At 53.9% G+C, this 21,233-nt stretch carries 26 protein-coding genes, 2 pseudogenes and 1 riboswitch; of the genes and pseudogenes, 3 read left to right on the top strand and 25 right to left on the bottom strand.

Translation table 11 applies throughout. The annotated features are described in order from the left end of the window. Positions 1–210: 210 nt before the first annotated feature. The 9 genes from OCY70_RS05925 to OCY70_RS05885 form a co-directional block, all read right to left on the bottom strand. Positions 211–480 (bottom strand): hypothetical protein, encoded by a 270-nt coding sequence (locus OCY70_RS05925; RefSeq protein ID WP_213431099.1) that lies wholly within the window; start codon positions 478–480, stop codon positions 211–213. 114 nt (positions 481–594) lie between these two features. Then, positions 595–810, bottom strand: a complete 216-nt coding sequence (locus OCY70_RS05920; RefSeq protein ID WP_213431098.1) for a histidine phosphatase family protein — start codon at positions 808–810, stop codon at positions 595–597. Positions 811–986: 176 nt separating this feature from the next. After that, positions 987–1,850 (bottom strand): alpha/beta fold hydrolase, encoded by an 864-nt coding sequence (locus OCY70_RS05915; protein ID WP_213431097.1) that lies wholly within the window; start codon positions 1,848–1,850, stop codon positions 987–989. Between the two features lie 70 nt (positions 1,851–1,920). Continuing rightward, positions 1,921–2,043 (bottom strand): hypothetical protein, encoded by a 123-nt coding sequence (locus OCY70_RS05910; RefSeq protein ID WP_261944704.1) that lies wholly within the window; start codon positions 2,041–2,043, stop codon positions 1,921–1,923. Between the two features lie 142 nt (positions 2,044–2,185). After that, positions 2,186–2,587, bottom strand: coding sequence for a TetR/AcrR family transcriptional regulator (locus OCY70_RS05905; RefSeq protein ID WP_213431096.1), 402 nt, complete (start codon positions 2,585–2,587; stop codon positions 2,186–2,188). A 416-nt stretch (positions 2,588–3,003) separates the two neighbouring features. Continuing rightward, the gene (locus OCY70_RS05900) at positions 3,004–4,362 is read right to left on the bottom strand and encodes an IS1182 family transposase (protein WP_261944512.1); all 1,359 of its coding nucleotides are present in this window, start codon (positions 4,360–4,362) and stop codon (positions 3,004–3,006) included. Positions 4,363–4,923: 561 nt separating this feature from the next. Beyond that, positions 4,924–5,967 (bottom strand): FUSC family protein, encoded by a 1,044-nt coding sequence (locus tag OCY70_RS05895; RefSeq protein WP_213429098.1) that lies wholly within the window; start codon positions 5,965–5,967, stop codon positions 4,924–4,926. A gap of 203 nt (positions 5,968–6,170) precedes the next feature. After that, positions 6,171–7,052 carry a BsuPI-related putative proteinase inhibitor gene (locus tag OCY70_RS05890; RefSeq protein WP_213429097.1) on the bottom strand — a complete coding sequence of 294 codons (882 nt, stop codon included), beginning with the start codon at positions 7,050–7,052 and terminating at the stop codon, positions 6,171–6,173. A gap of 193 nt (positions 7,053–7,245) precedes the next feature. Next, a complete protein-coding gene (locus OCY70_RS05885; protein ID WP_213429096.1) occupies positions 7,246–8,004 on the bottom strand; it encodes a CAP domain-containing protein in 759 nt (252 codons plus the stop codon). Positions 8,005–8,009: 5 nt separating this feature from the next. Further along, a riboswitch (cyclic di-AMP (ydaO/yuaA leader) is annotated at positions 8,010–8,141 on the bottom strand. A gap of 294 nt (positions 8,142–8,435) precedes the next feature. Here OCY70_RS05885 and OCY70_RS05880 point away from each other — a divergent pair. Beyond that, a complete protein-coding gene (locus OCY70_RS05880; protein WP_213429095.1) occupies positions 8,436–8,711 on the top strand; it encodes a hypothetical protein in 276 nt (91 codons plus the stop codon). Between the two features lie 22 nt (positions 8,712–8,733). Here the strand turns inward: OCY70_RS05880 and OCY70_RS05875 are convergent, their stop codons facing one another. The 6 genes and pseudogenes from OCY70_RS05875 to OCY70_RS05850 form a co-directional block, all read right to left on the bottom strand. Further along, a complete protein-coding gene (locus OCY70_RS05875; protein ID WP_213429094.1) occupies positions 8,734–9,372 on the bottom strand; it encodes a histidine phosphatase family protein in 639 nt (212 codons plus the stop codon). 46 nt (positions 9,373–9,418) lie between these two features. After that, positions 9,419–10,009, bottom strand: a complete 591-nt coding sequence (locus OCY70_RS05870; RefSeq protein ID WP_213429093.1) for a hypothetical protein — start codon at positions 10,007–10,009, stop codon at positions 9,419–9,421. A 113-nt stretch (positions 10,010–10,122) separates the two neighbouring features. Then, positions 10,123–10,464, bottom strand: coding sequence for a VOC family protein (locus OCY70_RS05865; RefSeq protein WP_213429092.1), 342 nt, complete (start codon positions 10,462–10,464; stop codon positions 10,123–10,125). A gap of 9 nt (positions 10,465–10,473) precedes the next feature. Continuing rightward, entirely contained in the window at positions 10,474–11,001 is a 528-nt protein-coding gene (locus OCY70_RS05860; RefSeq protein ID WP_261944751.1) for a hypothetical protein, read from the bottom strand. A gap of 24 nt (positions 11,002–11,025) precedes the next feature. Then, positions 11,026–11,795, bottom strand: a pseudogene (locus OCY70_RS05855) (class I SAM-dependent methyltransferase). Positions 11,796–11,850: 55 nt separating this feature from the next. Then, positions 11,851–12,003 carry a hypothetical protein gene (locus OCY70_RS05850; RefSeq protein WP_213429090.1) on the bottom strand — a complete coding sequence of 51 codons (153 nt, stop codon included), beginning with the start codon at positions 12,001–12,003 and terminating at the stop codon, positions 11,851–11,853. Between OCY70_RS05850 and OCY70_RS35990 the strand changes: the two genes are divergently transcribed. Beyond that, positions 11,983–12,306: a stalk domain-containing protein gene (locus OCY70_RS35990; protein WP_213429089.1), complete on the top strand. Its 324-nt coding sequence runs from the start codon at positions 11,983–11,985 to the stop codon at positions 12,304–12,306. The two genes, OCY70_RS05850 and OCY70_RS35990, sit on opposite strands and share 21 nt — an antisense overlap. 39 nt (positions 12,307–12,345) lie before the next feature. Here OCY70_RS35990 and OCY70_RS05845 read toward each other — a convergent pair whose 3' ends face one another. Next, positions 12,346–12,660 carry a hypothetical protein gene (locus tag OCY70_RS05845; RefSeq protein WP_213429088.1) on the bottom strand — a complete coding sequence of 105 codons (315 nt, stop codon included), beginning with the start codon at positions 12,658–12,660 and terminating at the stop codon, positions 12,346–12,348. 438 nt (positions 12,661–13,098) lie between these two features. Between OCY70_RS05845 and OCY70_RS05840 the strand changes: the two genes are divergently transcribed. Then, complete coding sequence (locus OCY70_RS05840; RefSeq protein ID WP_213429087.1) at positions 13,099–13,326, top strand: DUF3951 domain-containing protein; 228 nt, start codon at positions 13,099–13,101, stop codon at positions 13,324–13,326. A gap of 68 nt (positions 13,327–13,394) precedes the next feature. Here the strand turns inward: OCY70_RS05840 and OCY70_RS05835 are convergent, their stop codons facing one another. The 9 genes and pseudogenes from OCY70_RS05835 to OCY70_RS05795 form a co-directional block, all read right to left on the bottom strand. Further along, positions 13,395–13,823, bottom strand: a complete 429-nt coding sequence (locus OCY70_RS05835) for a GNAT family N-acetyltransferase (protein WP_213429086.1) — start codon at positions 13,821–13,823, stop codon at positions 13,395–13,397. 25 nt (positions 13,824–13,848) lie between these two features. Further along, entirely contained in the window at positions 13,849–14,670 is an 822-nt protein-coding gene (locus tag OCY70_RS05830; protein ID WP_306433950.1) for an NAD-dependent dehydratase, read from the bottom strand. 233 nt (positions 14,671–14,903) lie between these two features. After that, entirely contained in the window at positions 14,904–15,830 is a 927-nt protein-coding gene (locus OCY70_RS05825) for a ChbG/HpnK family deacetylase (RefSeq protein ID WP_213429085.1), read from the bottom strand. Positions 15,831–15,966: 136 nt separating this feature from the next. Beyond that, a pseudogene (locus OCY70_RS05820) lies at positions 15,967–16,718 on the bottom strand (lipid II flippase family protein). A 93-nt stretch (positions 16,719–16,811) separates the two neighbouring features. Further along, on the bottom strand, positions 16,812–17,261 hold the full coding sequence (tsaA, locus tag OCY70_RS05815) for a tRNA (N6-threonylcarbamoyladenosine(37)-N6)-methyltransferase TrmO (RefSeq protein WP_213429084.1): 450 nt from the start codon (positions 17,259–17,261) through the stop codon (positions 16,812–16,814). Between the two features lie 187 nt (positions 17,262–17,448). Next, the gene (locus OCY70_RS05810) at positions 17,449–19,143 is read right to left on the bottom strand and encodes a M3 family oligoendopeptidase (protein WP_213429083.1); all 1,695 of its coding nucleotides are present in this window, start codon (positions 19,141–19,143) and stop codon (positions 17,449–17,451) included. A gap of 116 nt (positions 19,144–19,259) precedes the next feature. Continuing rightward, on the bottom strand, positions 19,260–19,556 hold the full coding sequence (locus OCY70_RS05805; protein WP_213429082.1) for an antibiotic biosynthesis monooxygenase family protein: 297 nt from the start codon (positions 19,554–19,556) through the stop codon (positions 19,260–19,262). 476 nt (positions 19,557–20,032) lie between these two features. Further along, a complete protein-coding gene (locus OCY70_RS05800) occupies positions 20,033–20,296 on the bottom strand; it encodes a hypothetical protein (RefSeq protein WP_213429081.1) in 264 nt (87 codons plus the stop codon). A gap of 127 nt (positions 20,297–20,423) precedes the next feature. Further along, complete coding sequence (locus tag OCY70_RS05795; protein WP_249725289.1) at positions 20,424–21,062, bottom strand: urease accessory protein UreD; 639 nt, start codon at positions 21,060–21,062, stop codon at positions 20,424–20,426. Positions 21,063–21,233 lie beyond the last annotated feature (171 nt).

Here is a 21,233-nt window from a genome sequence, read left to right as displayed (position 1 = left end):
TAAGCCAGGTAGTTAAAGATATAATACTTGCCTATGAACGTTTTGTAAATCCCCAGTGTAAAATTTTTGTTGCCTCCTGTTGTCACATAGCAAAAGAGCGATTTGTGGCAGGGAGTAAAAAATCCCTCCCCATAGGCTGGAGAGGGATGAATAAATATTCAATTATAATATGCATATTAAGGTATTTTTTTGTATATAAAGAATAAAAGGCTATTGTTTATTATCGCTTTCCACATATACCATAATCTCATCCACTTTCACAATCACTTTGCCGTTGACCGCAGCCTGGCCGCTGCCAATGATAAAGCCCCGCCTTGCCTTAATATGCGTGTACTCGAGATCCAGGCAGTCCCCCGGTGAGGCATGACCGCAGAATTCCGCTCCCTTGATGGATGACAGAAAGCCGAGACTGCCGCCATGTCCCATCGACGCCAACGCGCCCAATTGGGCCAAAGCCTCGACGATCATCGTATGCGGCATCGTCGGTACCGCCGCTTCGCCGCCATGAACTGATTCGCAGTCAGCGGGTGATCGCCGCCGGCGATACGGCGTTCATGAAGTTCCTCCACCGTGCTCACCGTCAATCCTCTCGCGTCAGCCAGCGCTTGAACCGTCAGGATGGCCCGGGCGTACGGACTTGGAATAAACATGATCAATCGGCTCCATGGCTAGCGCCTGGCTGACACGGCGGGCGTCCTTCATTCCCCGCTCGGTCAATTCCCGTTCCCGTTCGCGGCCTGCCGCGTATTCCGACTCCGCATGCCGGATAAAAATAACGACGGTATCGCGGGGATCATTCTCCATGTTCATTGACATCTTCTCCTGTTAACGTGATTCGCAGTTAACACGCTAACATAAAACAATTCGCTGCTGCAGCGCCATTTCCCTGCTTATGCTTTGCTTTTATTCATCATGCAAGAAAGTCCCGATCACAAAAAAGGCCTCCGTAGAGGCCCTGTTCCGCATGTTAAACAAAAACACGAACGTCAATGCTGAATCTGTTCTTCCGGAGCATCCCTATCGGCACCGTACAAATGCCCTAACCGTTCCAACGCTTCCTCCCGCTCCTCAGGCAGCGTCTTGCAGCGGTTCTTCACCCACTGCTCGATCAGCCAATTCATCTCCAATGCATTTTTAGTCGGAATTTGATGCTTCGCCTTCGGGATCCAGTACAATTGGCTGTTCGGTAAGCCATGATGCAGGATAAGCGCATATTTGTGGAAGCTTCTGTCGCTCTGCCCGTAGATGAGCAGCACCGGCGCCTTGATATCCTGCAGCCGATCCGTGCAATTGTAAGTCAAGCTGTACTGGTAATATTGCCTCCAGTTGGCATTATTTCCTCTCCTGGCCGCTCGGTGAAGATTCTTATAGGTCAGGCGGCTGTCGGCGTTCCCCCATGTGACTGCCCACGACATGAGCGACTTGGCCTTCCAGCGCGTGAAGGCTGCCGCCGCGCGGATGCGGCCGCGCAGCCACCAATCGCTCGCTTCGGACATCGCGCTGATCATGATGCCGCCGAGAAACCTCTCCGGGGCGGATAAGAGCGCATGCAGGGCGATCGATCCTCCGGTAGAGTAACCGCCGACATACGCTTGCTTCACGCCCAGCTTATCCATAAGGGCGAGCATATCCTCGACGATGAGCCGGTATGTGATCGGCTCTTCAGACGGGCCGCTGTAGCCGTGGCCCCGAATATCGAACGTGATGACCCGGAAGCTGTCGGACAATTGGGCCATCTGGTAATTGAAATTTTCCGATGTCAGCAATGGCGGATGGATCCAGATGATGGGCACCCCTTTGCCTCGGACATGATAGTGCAGGCTGACACCGTTCAAGCGGGCAATCGGCACCCCGGTCACCTCTCTTATCAGATGTAGTTAGGCTCAGGGTGCCCTGTAAGTACCATGTTTATTCTTGGGCTTACAGCCGATTCAAGTGCTGCACGGCCGTCTCCAGTTGAACGCAGAGAGGGCGCAGCGTCTCCACCCGGTTCAGATTGGCGAGCATCCCGAGCACGATGACCCGCCGCGGCTGAATCTCCATCAGCTCCTGCTCCAGTACGGCGAGCGAATCAATGGCATCCTGGAATCATTCGGGCGGCAGGCTCAGCCGGCTGATTCCGCTCAGCAGCAAGGTCAAATCGAGCTTGTAAGGCGAGATGGCGTTCCCGTACATATCCGTCAAATCATTCATGATGCTCCGGGGTGTTATCCAGACTGACCTGCTGCTGATGGATCTCTTTATTGGCGAACCAGGCATTTTCCCGCATTTGCATCGTGGTGTACTCGGGATATTCGGACAGCATCACCATATGGACTTCGATCTTTTTCTTCACCCGTTCGCGGGGCGTCAATAACGGATCCCGTTCAATGATCTGTAGGCGATCATAGAGCAGCCGGTAATAATATTTGAAAATGTTCAACAACAGTTCTTCTTTGGACGCATAGTGCTGATATACGCTGCCTTTGGACATTTTGCAATATTGGGCTATCTCCTGCATCGTCGTCTGCATATAACCCTGCGTGGCAAACAGCTTCATCGCCGACTGCAAAATATGCTTCTTTTTAGCTGCCGAACGCTCCTCCATAACGATGAATGCCCCCTGTAAAAACTGTTCCGCGCATGCGAATATGACTTTTCTTAACGAAAAAGCCCCCGATTGCAATCCGTCCTCTCACATGGACGCCGTGGAGGATTGTACCTCCCCCTTCCCGGTTCGCTTCCAGTTGTGAGACAGCCCCCTGATTCTCAAAGCTCGACTCGCCGAAAACTGCAAAACTGCAGCTTTCCTTTATGGCGTGTACTCCGTTACAGGGAATCCTGCAAAACGGCATCAATTTCTGACTATCCAATCGATAAAAGACAAAAATCGATGAACATCATGTACTTTTCAGGCTGTTGGAAAACCCCTGTTTTTTACGAAGTAATATCAATGTAATATCATTTTGCTGGGAAAAAGTGGTGTTTGGTGAGAGAGAATGGAGGGGGGATGGGGTCTTTGCTTTACCCCACCCTTCTGGCGAGATGTGTGGCTATCTTTTTTATGTTCTGTGCAGTGGCTGTCATCAGCACTTGCTCCTGCACCTTGTCTCTTCCCCGAAACCGGCAATAGCGAAGTCCATGGAGCACTTTGGCATCCGCGAAACTTCGCTCAATGGTTTGGGCGCGTAGGGCATAAACGGCTTTTCCGCTCTCACTCTGGAAGTTTTGAACTACTTTCTCTTTGTGTTCTTCCCAGATATGCCGTTGTATGGTGCGTTGTTTATTTTTGTTCTCGTTACACTTGCTCAATAATGGACAGGCAGCGCATTGTTTGGGATCGGATTTATAATCTCTGAATCCTTTTCGTGTTGTGGTGCGGTACGTGAGTTCTTGCTGGTTTGGACAGATAAAAACATTCTTTTCTGCATCATAATGAAATTTCTCTTTGGGAAATACACCGTGTTCACGGGTCGAACGCTCTGGAATAACTGCCGTGATGTTTAATTTGTTCGTACGGTAACAAACATAGGCCGTCATGTAACCAGAGTCGAGTGCAACGGCCTCCAGCGACTTTTCCCAGCCAAACTTCTCTATTTGATGTAGTAGACGATCCACATAAACAACCGAATCATTCACATTTCCAGGCGTAACGTAGCAGTCCGTAATCACGTTGTATTTATGATCTACGGTGCGGTGATCTAAATAATGAAACCCTTCCGGTTTTCCATCCCGATTCAGGTTTCCGCTATCCGGATCTGTTAAGCTAACTTTTTGTTCCTTGGTTTCGGCCTCCTCTTTGGGAGGCAGTGGCTTTTTTCCAAAAGCGACCCGATCCTCATTCACGGCTTGCTCCAGCTCTTGGAGATATTCATAAGGCGTACAAGTGACTTCTCGTTTCTCGTACCGTCCGTTATTGGCATTTGCCTTGATATGCGTGGAGTCGGTAAAGAGCAGCCGCCCTCCCACCATGTTGTGCTGAATCGCCTGCTGAACGATATTATCGAAGATATCTTGGAAGACGGTAGTATCCTTAAACCGATTTTTCCGGTTCCAGCTAAAGATCGAATGGTCAGGCGCTTTGCCGGAAAGCCCGAGCCGTAAGAACCACCGAAAAGCCAGGGAATCGTTGACGACTCGCTCCAGTTCTCGCTCTGAGCGAATGTTATACAAGTAGCCGATCAGCAGCATTTTAAAGAACACAATGGGATCCACAGATGGTCGGCCGTTCGACTCGCTGTAGTAAGGACGCACAAGGTCCAAAATAAAGGTAAAATCAATATGTTTATCGATATGACGAAGCAAGTGATCAGGGGCAACCATATGCTCAAGACAAACCAGTTCATAGTCCAGTTGTGGGTTGGGATCATTCGTGTAAAGCATACAAACACCGCGCTTTCCATGGATTATGATAAGAACATTATACCAAATTAACGCGGTGAATGGGTAATTAACATAGACTTTCTCAACACTCTGACTTTTGCAGGAATTTCATCAAATCGCGGCTTTAAGAGCAGAAATTGATGCATCCACGCAGCATTTCACTGCTTCATCCATATTCCACCAGTTGCGCCGCCGTTTTTCCCGCATCCACATTCTCTGTTACCTCGTCATCTCCATCATTTTGCAGTGCCTGTGAGACACCCCCATTCACGTCATATAAGATGCCGGCAATGGAAGGCCCGACGCAGGAACCGATCGATGAGAACCGCCTGCACGATTACCCCAATCAATGCCCCGAACGTAATAATTAGCGAGATTTGCTTCGGAGTGAAGCCGAGCTTGCCGTCGAAGTACAACCCGAATATTAGATTCGAAATTTTGCAGGCCAAATGACATGGTAAATACAAGCGCAAGGAGCACAAAGTAAGGCGTCTTAAAGGAAGCCAGAAATTGCTGCACCATTGTCGGGCGAGGTCCGTTCTTGCTTTTTCTCTTCTCTTTCTACAGCAAGCTTTGCAGCAGCCCCTTATCTTCTTCCTTATCCACATGCCCGACCAGGCGGTCGAGCCGGCTGATCTGATGGCCGTATTCATATAACGACGCAGCCACGATCGATAGCCGCAAATCTCCTTCCGGTCCATCCGTGCCGTACTGCAGCGCCTGGGTCATGAAGCGTTCGTTCTCCCGCTCGAGAGTGGCGATCTCGCCGCTGTCGGGCTTGACCTTATCTTCGAACTTGAGCAGGACATGCTCATGGCATTTAATGAGCAGCTCCAGATGGCGATCGAAGAACAGATCGGATTCCTCCGTACGGGCCGACTGGAAATAATGCTCCTCGATGATATTGAGCACCTCGATGCCTTTGCGAAGCGTGTTCAGCAGCTGCTTGTACACGACGATGCGGCGCGTATGCCGGTATTTGGCCCGCTTCAGCTTCCTCGTCTCCTCTTCGAACAGCTTGTACTTATCCGAGATCGATTTCAATGAATCCTCCAGCCCCTGCTTCTCGACGCGGAACGCGCTCTCCTTCATCTCATCCGAAATGGCGGTGCGAAGCAAAAGCGACATGCGGCTGAATACATTCTGGATCTGGCCGATAAATTGCGCCTGCGGATTCGGGGGGAAGAACAAAATATTGATTAAAAATGCCGAACCGATGCCTATCAGCGTCAGCGCGAACCGCCCGAGCGCAAAGTCCCATTGCCCCGATGCTTCCATGACCGAGATGACCGTGACCAGCGTTAGCCCGACCGTCTCTTCCATTTTCATCTTAAGACAGATAATGATGACCACGATGCACACAATCCCGACCGCGATCGGCTCGTTCGAGAACGCCATCCCGGCCAGCAGGGCGATCGCGGCCCCCAGTGTATTCGTCTGCAGTTGATCGAGAAAATAACGCCATGACCGGTAGATGGACGGCTGCATGGCGAAGATGGCCGCCACTGCGGCAATCACCGGCGTTTTGAATTGAAAATATTGACTGATGTATAAGGCGAGCGTAACGGCGATCCCCGTCTTCAACACCCGGGCGCCAAAAGCCATGGCCCTCCCTCCTTCCTCCTATCCTATCCATATGGACAGATCTCCGTCATATTCCTTGTATGGACAAGGTTTTATTTTATCTGATCTTATTGTAAAAGCAAGTCCCAAAGGCGGCAATATGCTTCGAACCGTTAGGCTTAGACAACGACAAAAAGCCTTCATGCCGGATGTCCGGACAGAAGGCTCAATCTGCGTTCTTGCGTTTATAATTGGATCTGCTGCTTCAAGTGCGCCTTATGCTCGGTCACGAGCCAGAACTCTACCGTATAGGTTTGACCCCGCTTCAGATTCACAGTCTCGCGGTATGTCAGCGATTTCCCGGGGAGCACGGTCTCCTCTCCCAATACGGTTAAATAAACTTTGTCCTTGGAGGCCTGATATACCACGGTGCCCGCCGAGTCCGTCACCTTGAAATCATAGCGCTGCGAGGAGCCGAACGGAAGAACCAGCTCTTCATGCGATACGTTGGTTACGGTGAACGTCAGCAGCGTCTCTCCTTGCTTGGTGCGGCCGACCTCCAGCTTCGACTCCAGCGGCGAGATCCGGGCTGCATCCTGGAACTGTTCGGCCAGCTTCTTGGCCGCTAGCTCGGGGATCGGCTTACGGAAATCAAGATCGTCTGTCACAAGCGACAGGGATACGGCCGTGTGAATATAACGGGCCGCCCAGGCCGAGCTCTTGTATGGCTCTGACTTCGCCTGTTCGGGCGCCGGCGCGGCCATCTCGTCAAGCTGGTACCCTCGCACAAGCGCAGCGATCATCTCCTGATAGGTTACGCTTCGATCCGGCCGGAAATGATCGGCATCCGTTCCCTTCATGAGTCCTGCTTCGGTGACGGCGGGAATGGCCCCTTGGGTTGTCGCCCAGTGATCGGCCGCATCCGCGAATGCCGTGCTCGTCTTCTTTGTCTCGAGTCCGAAGAGCTCGGCCAGCAGGACCGCCAGATCAGCCCGGCTCAACTCGTTCATTTCTATGGCCATGTTGACGGGCTCTATGGCCCGCGGTTCCGCCTGTGTTCCTGCCGGAAGCGCCGCCATCATGCCGGCAAGAACCAATCCGCAGCCAAGCCTGTTTATCTGCTTCATCTCAATCTTCTCCCTTCGCGAATTCGGAATGAATGCATGAACGCATCCTCCTATATTTTACCTGACGATCTTGAGGCGCGGGATGTTGCAGGATCTGAAATAGGATTCCCTTTCGGAGTCGGCGGCAACCGGATGCGCAGCAAAACAGCGGCACCATCCCCCGGTGCCGCTGCAATGATGTAATATTTACTTGTTAGCCAGTGAACTCTTGAACCCATTCGCCATTGTAGTAGGCGACGCCAATCGCTGTATAGTTGGGATTCAGAATGTTTTGGCGATGACCTTCGCTGTTCATCCATGCGTTCATGACCTCTTCCGGCGTACGCTGTCCTTTGGCGATGTTTTCGCCGGCAGTGCGGTATTGGACGCCCTGCGCCTTCATCAGATCGAACGGCGAACCAAGCGTCGGCGATTGATGGTCAAAATAGTTGTTGTTATACATATCTTGCGCCTTAATCATCGCTACCTTCGTCAGCTTCTCATCCGATTGAAGCGGGTTCAAGCCGGCTTTGGCCCGTTCCTTGTTGACCAAATCAACCACTTGACTCGCATAGTCAGACTTATCCGCGGCCGTGCCATTCTCCGTGCTTGGCGCTGGCTGTGCCGGCTTCGTTGGAGTACGCGTTGGCTTGGATTCCGGCTTGTTAACGACATTGCCTGGATTTTCAACCGACGGCTGCTTTACGACAGGCTGCTGCTGTGTGCTGCCGTTATTGGCTTGATTCTTCCATTCCTTCACCAGGTTGTCCAACCAAGCTTGCCAGTCGGCGGATTTTGCCGGATCCGGAATGACGGCTTTCACATCTGCGCCGTTTACTTTCACCATATAACAATTCGGGCTTTGCGCCTGCACCGCATCGGCCTGCGGCGCCGCGAAGGCGGAGCCGGCCGCCAGAACCGGAGCTAGCGCGATAGCGCTGGTCACTGCGACTTTTTTAAGTGTATTCTTCATTCAATCATCTCTCCCTTTGCAGCCTACGAGGTTAGCTGTCGGGTTCGGGTCAAAGAGGTCACCCCTGACGCAAGTATGCGCCTTCACCCCAAAAGTTGGTTCCCCCGCGCTCTTCCGAGCTTCGGCTTGATTCGAATTCGTACACATCGTAACACGAATAATAGGAGAGATCATGCTATAATATATGGCATTTGATTAAGATTTTGTTACCTTTTGTAACCTTTTTGACACCTCGAACTAGGTTTGCAAGCGCTTCGTTCGCCAAGCCCATGACGTTGCGAATAACCTGCTGCTCCGCGATCTTCGGGCGTTCTGTCCACCCTCAGTTGTACAAAAAAATCATTCTGCCTTACAGTCCCATATTCCATATATCCCCAAATTGTATTATAGTAAATTTCAGATCGTTCGAAAAGATGATATAAGAGGTGCCTATGATTATTCGGATTAGTTTGGGGCTGCTCATCGTTGCTATTGCAGGACTGTATGCGCTCATTGAAGATGATCTGTATCAATTGTTCAATATTACAGGTTGGATTGGTCTCGGGCTGTGGGGATTCGCCGGCAGGATGTCCGACGGCCTTAGCCAACCGGAGTACAACAGAGAGCACAGCGCCAGTAAAGGCATAGGCTTCGTCGCTACGCTATGGCTGCTCGGCACGCCGAGCCTGCTCACTTCGCTGATGCTGTACCTCCTCGTGTACCGCTAAGATTTCCTAGCCCGATACCCGGCTACCAAGCTTTCGCTTCATGGTCATCCTGGTAATGGGACGTGTCGCCATGCAGTAGAATACGAGGTTTCCCATCCGCGAACTCCAGCTTGCACAGACATGCCGGATGAATGTAGGGAAGCTCCCACAGAAGGTGAAGAGGGCGCGGCTCCGCGTAAGCCATCAATAGCTTGACCACGACCGTATGGGTCACCATCAAGACGGATTGGCCGGGATGGTCGCCCACGATGCTCAATAGCCGCCCCAGAGCCCGCTCTTGCACCTCATGGAAGGTCTCTCCGCCTTCAACCTGGAATTGGCCCGGATTTTTCCAAAATAATTCGAACTGCTCCGGATCCCGCTCCTGCACCGCCGCCTGCGTCTGTCCTTCCCACGCGCCAAGATGAATCTCCTTCAGATCCTCGCAGGCCTGAATCGGCAGATCCCGCTCCATTCGAATGAGCTCTGCGGTCCGGTACGCTCTTCCGCTGGAACTGGCATATATCGCATCAAGAAGCTCATGCCGCAGCGCCTCACCCAGCCAGATCGCTTGTTGGACACCCAGCTCGGTCAAGGGAGAGTCCTGGTGCCCCTGCATTCGATGCTCCAGATTCCACTCCGTCTGTCCGTGGCGCACAAGATAAATCGTGGTCGGTTTCATAGTTATTCTCCTCTCTGCCTCATTCAAAGGCATGTCCTGACAACTCTCAACGCTGATAAGTAACCGAAGCGGGAACGGGCTCGAACGGGAAAAAATCAAGCATCGGCAAAGCCCATGGGTCTGTCGTATCAATCTCGGCGTACAGCCGCTCCAAGGCGAGTTGCTGCGCATAGCGCACTTGCCGCTTCGTTAATTTCGTGATCCAGTGCCTCGAACGTTCTCGTTCCCCGCCGTATACTCCGCGCCACCCCAGTTCGGCCGCCCCCGCCTCGCGCGGATGCATACGCGCATAAGCGATCACGGCATGATTCTTCATCACGGCAAACGAACCCTCCGCCATCACATCCGACTCGATAAGCTCAGCCCATCGACTAACGTCGATCTGGCCCAACGGGTTAACCGTGTGGGTCTCGGCATAGCATTGCCGGGACAATAGCGCCAGCGCCTGCCGCTCTCCAGCGTCAAGCCGGTCGTACGCGATAAGGGCGGCGCCTTCCCGGGAAAGGGAATCATCGCATTGTTCCATCCCGGCAGCATGTGTGACGGCAAAGCTTGTCTCATAGGTCCGCCGTATCTCCAGGAAGCCATGCTTGCTCAGAAATGAGCGTCCATATCTCCCCCATACCGGGACTGACATCACTCCGGTTCCCATATTCTGGCACATAGCCGCTCAACGCCGGCTTTCCAGTCCTCGGCATAGGGCATAGTCTCAAGTTGTCGCATGCGCCTCTGCCTCCATTTTTCTGGGTATCAATCAAAAAACTGAATATGGGGCTTGCTGGCACGATAGTATTGAAGCCGATCGCCGAGCGTCCCCGTATGGAATTCGAAGCAATGATGATCGGGATCGAGAAAATAAATCGACTGTCTGTCTTCCCGTGACCTTTCCCGGCCAGCAAGTACCGTAACTCCATAGTCCAGCAGCTTCTGGCGCACCGGCTCATAATCCTTTTCATCAATGCTGAACGCATTATGCGTATAGGTAACCGCCTGCCCGGAGCGCTCGACATCCTCCTGATTCAGCGCAATCCACAAGCCATGGCAATCGAAGTAAGCCAGCCGCCTCCCGACACACAGCAGCTTGCCTTCCAAAATATTGCGCTAGAACGCGTCCACAATATAGGCGATATTCTCATCGAACCGCAGCACGTAATCGAGAACGGATAGCCGGACGAATGCGGTGTCATCCAGATCGAACATACTGATACCGGGCAAGTACTGGGCGGAACTGCTTAATACAACATCATCTCTTCCCGGGAAGCGGAATGTATACCTGTAATCCCGACTCGACACATAACCTGACAGCAACCGGATGCTGATATACCATTCCCCATCCAGCATCACCAAGGAACCGCGCGAGTCTCCTTCCATCGGAAAATGCGGGGAGCGGACATGATATACGGGCCAGTTCATTGCCTTGCATTTCACTTGCTCGCTATCAAGGGGCAAGCCAAGCTTCAGATGATATATGCCCCTGACATATCGGAGCAGCTTGATCATCCCCGCCGCTCCGCCTCCGGCCAAGCCAACCAAGAGCATTAGCAGCGGATCCCCTGTTTTCAACCAATAGAGCAAGCCGTCTGCTCCCGCGACAAATAGCAGGGCGATGCCAAGCAGGAACGCCAACATCAGAGCCAAACTATCCGCCCCCCTTTACGCTCTCTGGCACACCGCCACCATCGACAGAGAAGCAGGCTGCAGGGAGGCGCCGGACCAGTCTTCGTACAGATGCAGCAGTTCAAAGCCGTTCGCTTCCAGCGTGCGGGCCAGCTCCTGCGGATACGTATATCGTAAATCGATCGTCGTCTTGCGCTCTTCGCGCAGATGCTCCCGTTCGATAAAGCGCCGGATCGTCGTGTAATGCTGAACTTGGGCTACCGGATCATACGTTGCGATCGTATAGACATCGCAGCGATGCTCTGGCGCGATCTCAATCGTACGCCAATATTCCTCCACGGGCGGCTGAAGAAGCTCCTCGGCTGCCGGGAATCTGGTGTCGAACAGCAGGATGCCGTCCGCCGTCAATACGCTGCGGATAGATTGAAGCAAGCGGTTCTGCAATTCATTGGTAAGAAAATGCTGAAATGCAGTGCCGGCCATATAAGCCAGCGGCGATCATCCCGCAAGCTGCGCTGCGTCAGATCCTGCTGTACCCAGCGGATATCCGCCCCGGCCGGTGTCTTGCGGCGGGCCTGCTCCAGCATGCCCGCATGGAGATCCACTCCAATGACGGAATACCCCGCCTCCGCCAGCGGAAGGGCGGTTCGTCCCGTCCCGCATGCCAGATCGAGCAGCGGCTCCCCCTTTATTTCCAGTTTCTTGGTCCATTCGAGAAGGAGCGGCAGCTCAGGATTGCCCTGATTTTCGAGATCATATAAGTTCGGATCCTCATATTCGGATAAGTCCCAATCCATCATGGTCATCAATCCACCCCTTCACTTAGAATCATGCCTGCTCTGGCATGGCGCTTCAGTGCCGCTATGCCTCATGCTCCAGTCTGCGTTCCTTGCCGCACCAGCTCCAGCCACTGTTCACCGGCTTCGTGTCGAAGCGCCGTTTGATAATCGCCCCGGCCGCTTGCGCCGCGCTCACCGCCACCTCTTTGGCTTCATGCAATATCGTTCTGTTCATTTCCGCACCTCACTGTGCGTCGTTCCTATCGGCATCTCCTATTCCGTCAAAGATAAATCCATTCATATTACAGAGGATGAACGTCAGGTCATCGTCCCGATTAAGCATAACGAGAAGAACATTCAAGCCGACGGCAAAAAGGTTAAACTCGCTGTCCCAATGATTATTGCTAAAGGGAAGCTGATGGTCCCCTTGTCCTTCTTCCGCGAGGCTCACGACCGTATGCCTTCAGATCATCGTTCACGATATGCCGGAAGTCGCCGTTCGATCGAAGCCATTGCTTCAAGGCCGCCGGGTAAATGACCGTATCCGGAACCTCATCCAGATCGATCCACCGGAAGGTCAGGACAGGCTCCGCTTCCTTCCCGATGAATTCGCCGTCCGGAATATCAATCGGTACATCCGGGCAAGCATGGACTTCAATATACCCCGAATTCGTGCAAGCCCGGGGAGGACCCATGCATCCCCTGATTTGTTGCGCTGCATCAGCACCTTCCCGTTATCAATCAGCACTCCCGCCACTCTGAGCAGGAAGGAACCGTTCGGATGGGAGCATGCAATCATGTCAGTCATATCTCCTTTGTCCTCGTAATCATCACCCGTCAATACCGGGTGCAGCGCCCGCGGTATGTACACCGTGACTATGCCTACCTCCATACTCCGCAAATCCGGGTGGAAAGTCAAGGAATGTCTGGAAACACCGCCAGCACGGCAAGAAAAGACAGAAAAAATGCCGCGCTTGTGCACGGCATGGAACATAATTCACCTGTCCTTCGTTTTTGGTATTCATACAGAGGATATTTTATCCAAACGGTTATCTCTTTCCAAGTACCCCAGCCGATCAAACCGTTCCTAAGAACTATGCAAATCCCGCCAGGGATATAGCGCGAGACAGGGACATTTCGTTCCCCGAGACCGGGACATTGCGTTCCCGTCGCGTATTTTGCCCTATTGACGCCAGTCTGGTTTGTTCCGATCAGAAGGCGGGCTTTCCGATCATCGCCGATGTGATGGGTTTTGAAAAATAAAAAATGTGAAACTTATCCTTCAACGATGCGTACTAGTTTTTTAAATGAAACGCAAAGGATGGATATTATGGACGCCGGTGCGATTATGCTGCTCTCTCTGATCGTCCCGGTTCTGGCCCTCCTGGGCATCATCTCTGCCAAGATCATCGCCGGCAAAGCGCTGCCCGACAGTAACTATACGCCGTTCGATAATATTACAGGACAATCTGAGGTGGAATTCCACGAGGAGAAGCAAGAGAAGGAAGAAGATGACGACCTGGGAGATGATAAGGAGAAGAATAGACGTAACCTATAACCATAAAAAGAGCGCCAAAAAGAGAGAGCACATCGTGTGCGTCTCTCTTCTGCCCCGGAACAGAGAGCCTATTGCTCCTCCGGATCAGTCTCGTATGTGCAAGTGAACCGTTCCGCCCCCGGGTAGATTTCGCCCCGGCTCTCAATCCTAAATCCGATATTCCGGTAAAAATCAACCGCTTCCTCATCGGTCTCCGCCTTGAGGACATCCGGCTGCTCTTGATGAATGAGCTCCAAGATCATGCCCCTGCCGAACCCTGCGCCCCGCAGCTCCGGATGGACGGCGAGATGAAGAATCTCGATCTCCTTCCCCTGCTTCCGGAAGCCGATGATGCCTGCAACCTCGCCCTCGCTCTCATATCCCCACAGCTCGTGGTCGGGATGCTGCTCATACCGCTTCAATACAGCCTCCACCTTGTCCGGGTCGGGGAATACTGACAGCTCGACAAGCTCGCGAATAGCCGCCTCCCGCAGCCGCGGCTTCACATTGATGAACATCCTTTCATTCCTCCTGCTATCCTAGTCAATTCCGCGCCAGCTTGCGCACGAGCGGAATGAACCAATCCGTCACTTCCGGGAACTTGAATCCGGCTTCCCGCGCCCGGCGGTTATCCATGAACCAATGATCCGGGACGCCGAATGGCGAACGGTTCCCCTCCGCCGGCGGCTCCACGATCGCCTTTCTGCCGACGGCCTCTTCCACGATGGCAAGGATGCGATCAAGCGACAGTTCTCCGTTGGAGCAGGCATTGATCGGTCCCGCACCGTTCCGATCCTTCAGCCAGTATAAGAACGAAGCCGCTTCATCCGAGCTGATGAACGACATCTTCGCCTCCCGGTTCGGGATGCCAATCGTCTCCCCCTGCCGGATTCGGTCCACATGGAAATGAAGCCGCCGCGTATAATCGTCCTCCCCCAGCACAATCGGGAAGCGGACCGCATGCACGGGGAAGCCGGCCCGCTGGAAGAACACGGCCTCCGCCTGCCGCTTTCCTTCGCCGTAATCCTTCTCGGCCCCCGCATCCGTCTCGAACGGGTGCGAATACGGATCGAAATCCGATTCCGGATGAGCATCGGAAGCGCACCCGTATACCGACAGCGTCGAGGTGAAAATATACTTCTTCGCTTTCCCCGCGAAAAGATCGCAGGCCATCAAGGCTTCCTGCGGCGTATAGCAGATGTTGTCATAGACCGCATCCCAGACCTGATCACCGACCGCCGCCCGCAGCGACTCGAGGTCCTTGCGATCCGCCCGGACACGAACGACCCGCTCGCCGAACGGATCCGGTGTTCCGCCGCGGGTGGCAATCGTTACCTCGGCTCCGCTGTCCAGCAGCTTGTACAACCAGCTTTTTGCCGAAAAATCTTGTTCCGCCTAGCACTAATATTTTCACCTTATCCCCCCCCGTTGCCCTATGATTGTTGGTCCATTCCGGCATATGCCTTCCTATCATACACGGTCTACGAAGATATGCCTAGGGCTTGCCCCCGTGCACAGGCTGAAGCGGCTTGCCGTCGATAGAATGCCTGACATTGGGATATATCGGTTCGTACCCGTTATGCGTCCGGCTCCCGGCCTCAGCCGAACCGCAGTATCTTCCCCCGGCGGGAGCGTCTGCTCGCTGCCGCCGCCTGCTCGTGCTGCCATTGCTGCAGCGGCTGCCAGGACATCAATTTGATTCCTTCCTTGGCCAGCACGCCCCGAACGGCCGGGTCGGCCGCGATCCGGTATTCCATTTCCCGCTTCAATTGATGCTTCCGGAGAAGCGCAGGATCGGAGAACACTTCCGGATGCAGCGTCCATTGGGTAATCCCCGGCTTCAATTCCGCCAAAGCGCGCACAATTCCCTCACGGTAGCTCTCATAGGTTTCTTCCTCCCCCAGCCCGTAAGCATCAGGGAGCAGATCGTCGATCAGCGCAATGTTCCGCTCCCCGGCCTCATGAATCATATATTCGAACCTTCTGCGTTGGGCCTGGGTCAGGAAGGACTGCTGCACGATGCTCCGCGGGAGCAAAAAAGGCAGCTCATACGTATCGCACAGATCGAATACGACATCGAGGAAATCATTGCCGGTGAACAGCCCTAACACGCTGCCTTGGTGACTGTCAAGATGGGTGGGCTTCAGCCCTTGCTTCAAGGCCCACTCGATCTGATTGGCCAGTTCGTGCCGAACCTCGTACGGGTCGGCCTGCTTCTCCAACTGCGACACACTGTCGGGGAAGCGGCCGTTATCCAGCAGCGTCGGAATCCGATCCGGCGCCGAGCGCGGCCGGTAGCCTCCCGTCAGCGTCAGATGAATGCCAATCGATGCGGCTTGTCCGGCGACGGCCCGCTTCGCGGCAGCCAGACTGTGCTCGGCGACCGTAATCAGCGAGGCGGAAGTCACCGCTCCGCTCTCCAGCAGCTCGAACGCCGCCTCGTTCGCTTCGGCAGATTGGCCCGCATCATCCGCTTGTATAATCAGAACCCGGTCCTCGGATGAATATCCCTGAATGCTTAACATGTTCTATGTATCCCCTTTTGTTGGCTTAGTGACGCGGCGGATCGCCTGTCATCATGTCATACGCAGGAGACTGCCTTTCGTTTCCTGCACTACGATAGCTTTTCCTTGGAAAAATTACGAAGTCCTTGCCGCGATCTCAACTGATGAGCCGGACGATGGTGGCGATCCAATAGGCCGCAGGGACCAGCAGCAGCTGCGCAAGCAAGGTGCCGAAGAAGCGCGAAAACATAAGCACCGCGTAGATTCGGCCCAGCCCGCCGCGCTCTTCGGGATGCTGAAGCGCTTTATCCGTAATCAATCCGAGCTGCGGATCAATGAAAATGGTCAGCAGGATGGTCGCCATCCCGTTAATGAGCCCCGATGATTGCGAAGCGGTCGTGCTAAACTCCGGAACGAGATAGGCGGCATACAGCGATGCGAGCACGCCTACCGTATAGATCGCGGTAACCGCGATATTCAACAGGATGAACCGCTTCGGAATTCCCAAATACCGGAGACTGACCAGCATAGACCAGGTCGGTCTGCGGATATAGCTCTTCGTCCGCTTCAACTGTCCGATCGTAACCCCGGCCAGCAGCTTCGGGATCGAGCCTGCCACCTCCAGACGAGCGATAATCCGCGTGAACAGTGTATGAAGGTCGGGAACACCGCGATCGCGAGCAGCGTCCCGGCCGAAGCCGCCACCAGCGTGAACCTCAGGTAGGGCAGCGGATCGAACTCCGGATGGTGATTGGCGTAATCAATGAAATTGGCGGTGAACGGCGCTTGAATCAGGTTGGCCGTGCGCGCCACGAGCACGACGATACCGGTCAGGGACAACGCGACCGGGGAGCTTGCCGATCCGGACGCCCGCGAAGCGGATAGAGTAAGATAGCGTTTCGGACGCATGAATAAGCAAAGTAAGTATAAACACAATTACTAGCGTATACCTCAACGGCATCACTCCGAACGAACAATAAGGATAAATACATACATCGCTCATCAAAAATAATTCGCCATCAGCTTATTCACCCAGGCGGGCACCTGCGGATTCGCGGGCGAGTCAAAGACCGGGAAATGCGGCTTCACATCAAGCACCGGCGTATGGTCTATCGCGTCTAGCCCCTGCACCCGGATGACCGCTCCTTCAATGTCAACCAGCTTTGCGCACGTAATGCCAATCGGATTCGGCCGGTGCTTCGCCCGCTGCGCAAAAATGCCGATGTCCGGCATATCGGATCGGCCCTGCGGTCTGCGGACCAGATCGCAGGCGGCATCGAAGGTGGATCGATCCATATAATATACGACTAGGATATGGGAAAATTCCTGCAGTCCAATGAGCCCATCCGCATATTCGGGGCCCAGATGAATCTCGGAAGCCACTTGCCCCCAGTTCTCATCTACCCCTTCCTTCACAGCGGAATGAACGGTGCCTATCGGCTCGATCTTCATTTCACGACCTCCCTGCAATCGCCTTATTTACACTAAGAATCGATCACATTATATACCATTGTTCAAATCGACACCATTGCGGCAGTTCCAGCTGCTCCCCTCCTATAACATGCAAAACATGCAAAGACCACATGCGCCCTTCGCACATGTGGTCTTCCGTACCCGCGGATCTTCCATTATCCCGGGTTTACAGCTTCGTATCGTCCACTTCGTTCAGCCATTGCTCGATAACGCCGATGACTGAAGCCACGCATCCGTCCTCGAACGGTGAGATAAGGCCGGCTACGGCGACGAGCCCGGTGAAGGACTGGCTGCCGCCAGTTTGGCATAGCTTCAAATAATCGGCCCATGCCGCCTTGTAATCTTCATTCATGCGCTTCCAGAACTGGAAGGCGCAGATTTGGGCCAGCGTGTAATCAATATAGTAGAACGGCATCTGGAAAATATGTCCTTGCTTATGCCAGAACCCGCCGCGCTCCAGGTAATCAATGCCTTCGTAATTGCGGTGAGGCAAATATTTGCGCTCGATATCGCGCCAAGCCGCCTTCCGCTCCGCCGGCGTCGCGTCCGGATTTTCGTAGACGAAATGCTGGAACTCATCCACCGATACGCCATACGGCAGGAAGAGCAGTCCCGATGACAAATGATCGAATTTATACTTCTCCGTCTCCTCTTCGAAGAACAGGTTCATCCACGGCCAAGTGAAAAACTCCATGCTCATGGAATGAATCTCGGCCGCTTCAAATGTTGGGAAATGGTATTCCGGTACTTTTAAATGCCTGCTCTCATAGACTTGGAACGCATGCCCGGCTTCATGAGTCAACACATCGATGTCGCCCGAAGTGCCATTGAAGTTGGAGAAAATGAACGGAGCCCCGTATTCACTCAAATAGGTACAGTAGCCTCCGCTCTGTTTGCCCTTTTTGCTGACCAGATCCATCAGCCCGTTATCGACCATGAACGTAAAGAATTCGTTCATCTCCGGCGACAATTCCGCATACATCTTCTTGCCGTTCGCGATAATCCAGTCCGGGCCGCCCTTCGGCGTCGCATTGCCCGTCTTGAAGCTGAGGCCTTCGTCATAGAAACGAAGCGTGTCGACGCCGATCCGGTTGCGTTGGCGCTCACGCAGCTTGGTCGCTATCGGCACGATCTCATCCAGCACCTGCTTGCGGAAGTTAGCGACCATCTCGGCGTTATAATCGGTGCGGCACATCCGCGCATAACCAAGCTCCACGAAGTTGGAGAAGCCCAGCTTTCTCGCCATCTTCGTGCGCACCTTCACCAGCTCGTCATAGATTCGATCTAACTCCGCCTCATGCTCGGCCATGAACTGATAACGCGCTTCGGACGCGCGCCGTCTCATGTCCCGATCCGGCGACTGCTCGAACGGCATCAATTGCGCCAGCGTGCGCTCCTCGCCCTCGAATGGAATTTTCGCCGACGCGATCAGCTTGTTATACTCCGTCGCCAGCTTGTTCTCCTGCTGCAGATCTTCAATGATGTCCGGATGGAACGTCTTCACCGACAACTCCGCCAATCGGAACAGTTGGCGGCCCCATTTCTGTTCCAGCTCGACCCGGAATTTCGAGCCGATCAATGCCTTGTAGTAATCGGTTATGTATTCCTGGAACATCGGCGTAATCTCGTCCATATAATCCTGCTCCGCCTTGTAGAACTCATCATTCGTGTCGATGGAGTGGCGAATGGCGACGAGCTGACTCTGGGTATCGAACACGCTGCGCAGCTTGTTGATGGCCTCCATGGACCGATTTTGCTCTTCAAAGCTCTCCGCCGCATTGAATGCCTGCAGATGCTCCTTGAACTGCTTGCCGATCGCTGCGATATCGGGTCGCTCGTAACGATACTCGCTAAATGTCATGCAATTACACAACCTTTCAAAAGGTAGTCTTACTCCTCCATTATACTGAACAACCTGTCCCGATTACTACGCCTATTGAAGGAAATCTTTTGCAGGCGCGCCAACCGCCGTTTCTCTCATTTTAATCTAATGCTGACATAATGCTCCGAGACGGGAGGGCGCTCGAAAAAAGGCTGCAGCAGAACGCCCCACTCGAGGTAGGATTCCGATGCCGTAAAGCCCGGCATATGATCCTTGAACGAGTTCCACTGGACGATCATCATGTACTTATCTGCGACCTCCACGCATTTATGCAGCTCGTGCTTCATATATCCCGGTCGTTCCGCCAGAATCGCCGACGCCTCGCGAAAGCTGCTCTCGAAGTCGTTTGCCGTTCCCGGCTTGATATAGAACGTCGTCATATGCACAATCATCGTCTCACCCCTTCTTTATTGTTCAATATGCGCCGCTGCGCCGGTACACGACACGCCTTTGATGTCAAGCGTTCAAATCTGTCATCGCGGGAACGTGAATTTCTTTGATGCAAGCAAGTTGGGATAGACTGTATTTTTTATCGCTTTCATCCTAATTCTACTTGCTTCATCCCCCTATACAGTACCATATATGTCCAATAAAATGCAGGCTGGCAAAAAACAAAGCGCCGCTACTCCCTTGCCTGCAAGGTTGCGGCACTGGCTTTCCAGTATCTGATTAGTTGGCAGTACGGGATAATTGGACGGGTCTTGCTATAAGAGTGGTTCAAAAGAGGTAGAGGAGCGGGACATGGCCCGCATCATACGGCCTTCTGCGTGTGGACCGGAGCAGAAATCCAGTCGCAGAAGGCCAATAGGAGCATCGCCGATGGCGGCGGCAGCAGAGCCGGTCTATCGACCGGCGAGCTTGAACCACCCTAGCGCTCAACGGCGCTGCACAGAATCGGCAAGCCTGCGGAAGACCCGGTTCCGCGGCAGCTTGTGCAGTGGCTTTGCGGCCCTTCGGGGTGGGCGGCCGTAGCCCGTTTTGGCGTCGTGCCGAAACTGTCGGGATAAGGGAAGAATACGTGTTCCGTTCCGTTGCGCGTGCTGCAGCTCGGGCAAGACTTATATTTTCCGTCGCTGCTCCATTGCGACGCATTCAACGGTTTCTGACATGATGTACAAATCAATGGCTTCATGGAAGCAGTACCACCTTTCTCTATGTATCCTTTCCATGTGAAGAGAATCACCTGATCAGACGGATGATCTCAACACGCAGAAGGCTGCTCCTCTGTACATTGTACATGGAACAGCCTGGAATAGGAATCAATATTTGCGCAGAGAAATCGGTCCCCAACCGAACCAGCGCTCCCGCACCGCATTGGCGATTCGTCCGAATAGCGACTCGATGGCCTGCGTCGAATCGCCCAGCATGCGCACGCCGAAGCCGGGAATAAGGAGATCCGACAGCCCGATGCAGCCTTCCACCCGGCTCAGATCGAGCGTCTCGGCCAACTCCTCGATGAACGCGCGGGTCGCAAGCGCGCCGATGACGAACAGCGATCCGACATGCGTATGTCCGTCCATGCGGCCAAGTCCGCGAATCGGCTGCTCGCCGGGACGGAGCCTTAGATGATCGAACAGCACAGGCGCCCCGTCCATCTCAATCATCGTCTTCAGCGCAATCTCATCGTACGAGAAATGCTCTCCATCCGGGGACCAGCCAGGGGTTACGATTTCCCCCAGAATAAGCGCGCCGCTTCGGTCCATCCGGATGTCGGTCTGCTGCCGATACCTGGAGCCGCGGTAGGCAATAACCGAATCGGGCAGCCACTCCAGATAGCTTCCTGCCTCCAGCGCGATGCGCGTCCATTGGAATACCGGCTCCTTCGGCGTGCGATAAATTTTGGTGGAAGACTGCGTCGTTATCAGCGAAGACGCGCCTTCCCCCAGCTCGAGCTCCATCCGGTACCGGTCGCCGCCGACGTATCCGCCCCCAGATTCATGACGTAATAATGCACCTGCCCGCTTCCGTCCGGATAGATGGGGCGGGCGATTTTGTATGCCCCCTGGTGATATTGGCGGAAAGCGGCCGAACGGCCGCCCCGTTGCTCAACCTTCAGGTCCAGTTGGCCT

It is taken from the genome of Paenibacillus melissococcoides (assembly GCA_944800085.1).
Taxonomy (GTDB): domain Bacteria; phylum Bacillota; class Bacilli; order Paenibacillales; family Paenibacillaceae; genus Paenibacillus_B; species Paenibacillus_B melissococcoides.
This window is presented reverse-complemented; position numbering and strand designations above follow the sequence as displayed.